Source organism: Nitrospira sp. BLG_2 (assembly GCF_049222245.1).
The window spans coordinates 1-4,704 of record NZ_JBLYIG010000493.1; the positions used below are offsets into that span (position 1 = coordinate 1).

Annotated in this window: 6 protein-coding genes; all 6 read right to left on the bottom strand. The window is 56.0% G+C overall.

What is annotated here, in order from left to right; all coding sequences use genetic code 11:
- A partial coding sequence (locus tag ACOSYY_RS13460; RefSeq protein ID WP_421663015.1) for a TldD/PmbA family protein occupies window positions 1–1,046 on the bottom strand: 1,046 nt, incomplete at its 3' end.
- Between the two features lie 269 nt (window positions 1,047–1,315).
- Complete coding sequence (locus tag ACOSYY_RS13465; protein ID WP_421663016.1) at window positions 1,316–3,217, bottom strand: tachylectin-related carbohydrate-binding protein; 1,902 nt, start codon at window positions 3,215–3,217, stop codon at window positions 1,316–1,318.
- A 441-nt stretch (window positions 3,218–3,658) separates the two neighbouring features.
- Window positions 3,659–3,862, bottom strand: a complete 204-nt coding sequence (locus ACOSYY_RS13470; RefSeq protein WP_421663017.1) for a HepT-like ribonuclease domain-containing protein — start codon at window positions 3,860–3,862, stop codon at window positions 3,659–3,661.
- Window positions 3,843–4,160, bottom strand: a complete 318-nt coding sequence (locus ACOSYY_RS13475; RefSeq protein ID WP_421663018.1) for a nucleotidyltransferase family protein — start codon at window positions 4,158–4,160, stop codon at window positions 3,843–3,845. Before ACOSYY_RS13475 ends, ACOSYY_RS13470 begins: the two co-directional genes overlap by 20 nt.
- 36 nt (window positions 4,161–4,196) lie before the next feature.
- Window positions 4,197–4,490, bottom strand: coding sequence for a HigA family addiction module antitoxin (locus ACOSYY_RS13480; RefSeq protein WP_421663019.1), 294 nt, complete (start codon window positions 4,488–4,490; stop codon window positions 4,197–4,199).
- 1 nt (window position 4,491) lies between these two features.
- A partial coding sequence (locus ACOSYY_RS13485; RefSeq protein WP_421663020.1) for a type II toxin-antitoxin system RelE/ParE family toxin occupies window positions 4,492–4,704 on the bottom strand: 213 nt, incomplete at its 5' end.

A 4,704-nucleotide genomic window follows, 5' to 3' on the forward strand; every position in this document is an offset into this window, starting at 1 on the left:
CGATTGGAACCGCATGAACGAGATTCGCCGATCTTCGGCGCCACTTCACGGCTCGTACAGTACCCGACGAAGATCCCGTTGCGGACGATGTCCCACTTCTGACAGGCCACTCCATCATCATCGTAACCGGTCGCGGCCAGAGTGTCCGGTTCGGTATTATCGGCGACTAAATTCACATGCCGCGAGCCATAGCGAAAGTTACCGCGCTTCTCCGGCGTCAAGAAACTGGTGCCCGCATAATTGGCCTCGTAGCCGAGCGCTCGATCCAGTTCGCTCGGATGGCCGCAGGATTCATGGATGGTCAATGACAGATGTTCAGGATCGAGCACCAGATCATACCGGCCGGCATCGACTGCCGGCGCCTTCACCTTTTCGACCGCCTCGTCGGCCACACGCGACGCCTCGCGAGGGAAGTCTGCTTCTTCGATCAGTTCAAAGCCTTTCCTAAGATTCGGCGTATTGAAGCTGCGCGAGGCAAATCGGCCTTCATGCAACGCCGTCGCCGTACACTCGCCCTGTCCCGCCAAGAGATCAAACTCCACGTGTGATCCGTCGGTCGAGACAAACAACTTTCTGTCCCGGCGCGCCCAAAATCCGGCACTGCTCCTCGCGATGCCGGATTGCCGTTGCAACACGTCCATGGTGTTGAGCAACAAGTCGGTTTTTTTCTCCAACGACACGCTGAAGGGATCGATGCGATACGGTGTGATGACTCGGTCGTGGTGGACCGGCTCCGGCGCCAAGCGCACCTTCTCGAGAGCCACTGAGGCAGACCCTCTCGCGATCTCAACGGCCAGGTCCGCCACCCGCGGCACTTCTTCCAGCGATAAGATCGAACTTGCGGCAAACCCCCAGGCTCCGTGATAGAGCACACGCACACCGAAACCGATGTCCCTAATATCTCGAATGGAAGCAATTCGACCATCCTCGCCTTCGATGTGCTCCGTGCTGCTGTCCTGAATGCGGATATCGCCGTACTCCGCGCCGGATCTCGCGATGCGTTTGAGCGCCAGGTCGGCGAATTCGTCCCACGTTGGATCGCTCATATACTTCTCAGAGTAAAGGAATGAGTCAGTATAACAGGTGGTGAGCAAAACAGTGAGTCCGTCGAGATCCGACGAACGGACCAGTATTACTGCCGATAGGGCGTAGCGGCGGCTGAAGCATCTCCGCTTCGGTGTGAGACTCTTTTTGAGTAGAGGTGCGCCAAGCCTGTATTTGCCGGCGTGGAATCTACGGATCCCGCGATAGGATCAATGCTGTACAGTAAGCTTGGTGTCATAGCTGTCCACTCGCGATGGAACGCATAGTCGTCCTAGTCGGTGAACACCTGCTTGAAGTTATTCCAGCCATTCCCCACCAGCTTTCCTGACCCCTCGGCCCAGGTAAAGCTGCCGTCGCCTTGCCCGTCGTGCCGGTACCACAGCAGGTCGCCATTGTTTTGAACCGCATAGATGACGCCGTCTCCGCCGGAGAATACCTGCTTGAAGTTGTTCCAACCATTGCCCACCTTCGCTCCCGATCCCTCGGCCCATGTGAAACTACCATCACCCCGCCCCTCGTGCCGGTACCATAAGAGGTCACCATTGTCTTGAATGGCATAGATGACGTCGTCCCCACCGGAGAACACCTGCTTGAAGTTATTCCAGCCATTGCCCACCGGCTTCCCCGACCCTTCGGCCCACGTAAAACTGCCGTCACCTCGTCCATTGTGTCGATACCACAGCAAGTGGCCGCCGCTTCGTCGACCGGTCCTTGGGTCCAACTCGGCGTCTTGGACGGCGTAGATGACATCCCCTCCGCCGGAGAACACCTGCTTGAAGTTGTTCCAACCATTGCCCACCTTCGCACCAGAACCCCCAGCCCATAGAGAACTACCATCATCTCCTCCCTCGTGCCGGTACCACAACAGGTCACCATTGTCTTGGATGGCATAGATGACGCCGTCTCCGCCGGAGAACACCTGCTTGAAGTTGTTCCAGCCATTGCCCACCGGCTTCCCGGACCCCTCGGCCCAGGTAAAGCTGCCGTCACCTCGCCCATCGTGTCGGTACCACAGCAAATGGCCGCCGCTTCGCGCACCGGTCCTTGGGTCTAGTTCAATGCCCTGAACGGCATAAATGACGCCCTGTGCATTTGACGCCGGCATTGGTTGGCCATACAGGCGCCAATCGAATATCAGTTGGTATTTCCCGCCATGCCCTGCATAAGTAATGATCTCTTCCGGGCTCTCGGTTCTATCACCCGGCCACCGGGCCTGTAGCGACGGAATATCGACCTTGACGGTCGCCGGTTTGAAAGCATCGTCCTCCCAGATTTCCTTGATATAGTCGATGATCAAACCCACAGCCGCTCCTATGGCTGCACCTATAGCTGCCCCGATAGGTCCGCCACTGGCACCTATAAGTCCGCCTATGAGGGTAGTGAGAGCGGTTGTCACCTTCTCCTTTACCCACATCAGAAGCTTGTGCAAGATGTCAGGCAGCCCCCCATTGTCGACCTCGGCAAGGACCAATGTGACGAAATACGACTTGGGAAAATCTGTCCCTTCCGTCAAGTCAAATGAACTGAAGTGCCTTGGCGGCCGATATGTTTGCTCCTCCCCATCGTCAAAATCATCTCTAATCAGGAATGGATCGACCTTCTCTGCATCTCCGCTTTCATCCACCGTGGATCCGCCAAGGTATATCTCATCGTCGCCCGCTTCACTTCCTAAAAAACCGTCGGTTTCATCCAAACATTTTACTTTGTGAATGCGAAGCTCGAGCTTGTTGGTCGTGTGTTGGCGAAGCCGTATGGGAGGAACCGGTCTTTGGCGATGGAGGTTGAACATAACGAGAGGATGGTCTGAAGGCAGTTTCAAATTGTCGGGAAACGGAAGTATTTGCACTTGTGTGTCAATTGCTGTGGCACCGGTCAAATCTACCTGGGCCAGATCGCCGTAACGCGCGGCTCTTTCAGCCGGAGGGGCATTGATACGGTCGATGGCTCTCGCCGCCGCAGCTTGTTTGATTGCCGGGTGAAGTGTGTCAAAGCGGGATTTAAGAATGTGCTCGATAGAATTCTTGTCGGACGTAAGCGGATAGTCGCCAGGTCGTGCGGCGGATGCCGCCACTTTCTCCGCGGCAAGCGCTGCCGCCATGGCGATGCGCTCCGCTATTTTCTGAATCTTTTGATCGGCTACTTCGGTAACCTGGGCCATCGTGATATTGGCCATGACCTTCTCCTTATGCGTAGCTATCATGCTCAATAATGCATAGACGAATCCTCATAGAAAGTGCGATGCCTATTGCCATCCCATATGACTTGCCGATCCTGCTCGCGAACCATACGCCTTATCCGTTGGCCTTTCAAGAACAGCTAGGTGACTATTATTACTTGTTCTTATGTGCACCAGCATGCCGCCATTTCTTGCTTGAATGGGTTCGTATCCCGATCGACGAACTATAGGCGCCCGCCGGTCCACGCTAAAGAATGTGCATGTAGGTCATGCCGAAGGCAGGTCTGTTTGAAGAGAAGAAATGGCTAGGCCGCGCACTCTGGCAGAACAGGTCACACCGCAACAGTCACCCCGTTGCGTTTGAGCACATCGAGCAGCTTTGGAACATCCGGCGGTCCGGGGGGGAATTTCCGCAGTCTCGCATCTGAGCATCGGACGTCACCCAACCTCGGGGTGCGATGCCCGGAACTCATCGGGCAGGTTCTTCACTGCTTCGCCAATAATTTCCAAGCTGCGCACGAACGCACGCCGCAGCGTCTGATCGGTTACAAACCGCTCATAGTTCAGCGTCCGACTCTGATAGAGGAGATACTCGACTTCCGCGAGAATGTGCCGCAGATAGTCACGCGGCTCGAAGGACATCCGTTGCCTCGGCCAAGATGCGTGGCCCGATAAACGGTGAGAGTGACTCAATGGTAATCACTTCGACCCGGTGCTGCAACGTGTCTTCGAGCAGATCCGCCAAGGCCATGAACCGATCGAATGTCTTCTCGGTCGGGGCAAACTCGACAAGCACATCGACATCACTGTCAAGGCGAGCCTCGTTACGAAGCACGGACCCGAAGAACGCCAGCCGACGAACACCGAGGCTCCGAATCTCGGACTCAACGGTGTGAAGCCGTCGGATCGCCTCGTCTCGGGTGAGGGAAATTGTGCTCATGTGGAGAATATATACGCCTCCGCCTCGAAGCGCCGGTTAGGCCGCTGTCAGCCGGACTTTTCCGACCTTACCCAGTTTGACATGCTGCTTAGCGTGCCAGAGATCGTGGTTGTACTGCAGGGCAAGCCAACTCTCCGGAGAACGGCCAAGCGCCTTGGAAAGGCGCAACGCCATCTCAGGGCTGATACGGCTCACACCCGTAAGAATGCGATTCAGCGTTGATGCAGCCACACCCAGCTTTCCGGCAAGTTCGCGGCCGCTCAGATTGTTGGGCTCTAGATAGACCTGGATAATAAACTCGCCGGGATGGGGAGGATTGTGCATAGCCATTTTAGTGGTAGTCCTCATAATCCAAGACGTAGGCGTGTCCGTCTTTGAACGTGAAGGTTAAACGCCAGTTTCCATTTATCCACACAGACCACCGCCCGAGTTCCGATCCCTTCAGGGAATGTAGTCGGAATCCTGGAACATTCATGTCGTCAATGGTCAGCGCCGTGTCCAAGGCTGCTAACAGCATGCGCAGGCGTTTGAAGTGGTGCGGTTG

Coding starts and splice junctions, on each gene's coding strand:
- ACOSYY_RS13475 (WP_421663018.1), bottom strand. CDS start 4,160: ATGAGCACAATTTCCCTCACCCGAGACGAGGCGATCCGACGGCTTCAC.
- ACOSYY_RS13470 (WP_421663017.1), bottom strand. CDS start 3,862: ATGTCCTTCGAGCCGCGTGACTATCTGCGGCACATTCTCGCGGAAGTC.
- ACOSYY_RS13480 (WP_421663019.1), bottom strand. CDS start 4,490: ATGGCTATGCACAATCCTCCCCATCCCGGCGAGTTTATTATCCAGGTC.
- ACOSYY_RS13465 (WP_421663016.1), bottom strand. CDS start 3,217: ATGGCCAATATCACGATGGCCCAGGTTACCGAAGTAGCCGATCAAAAG.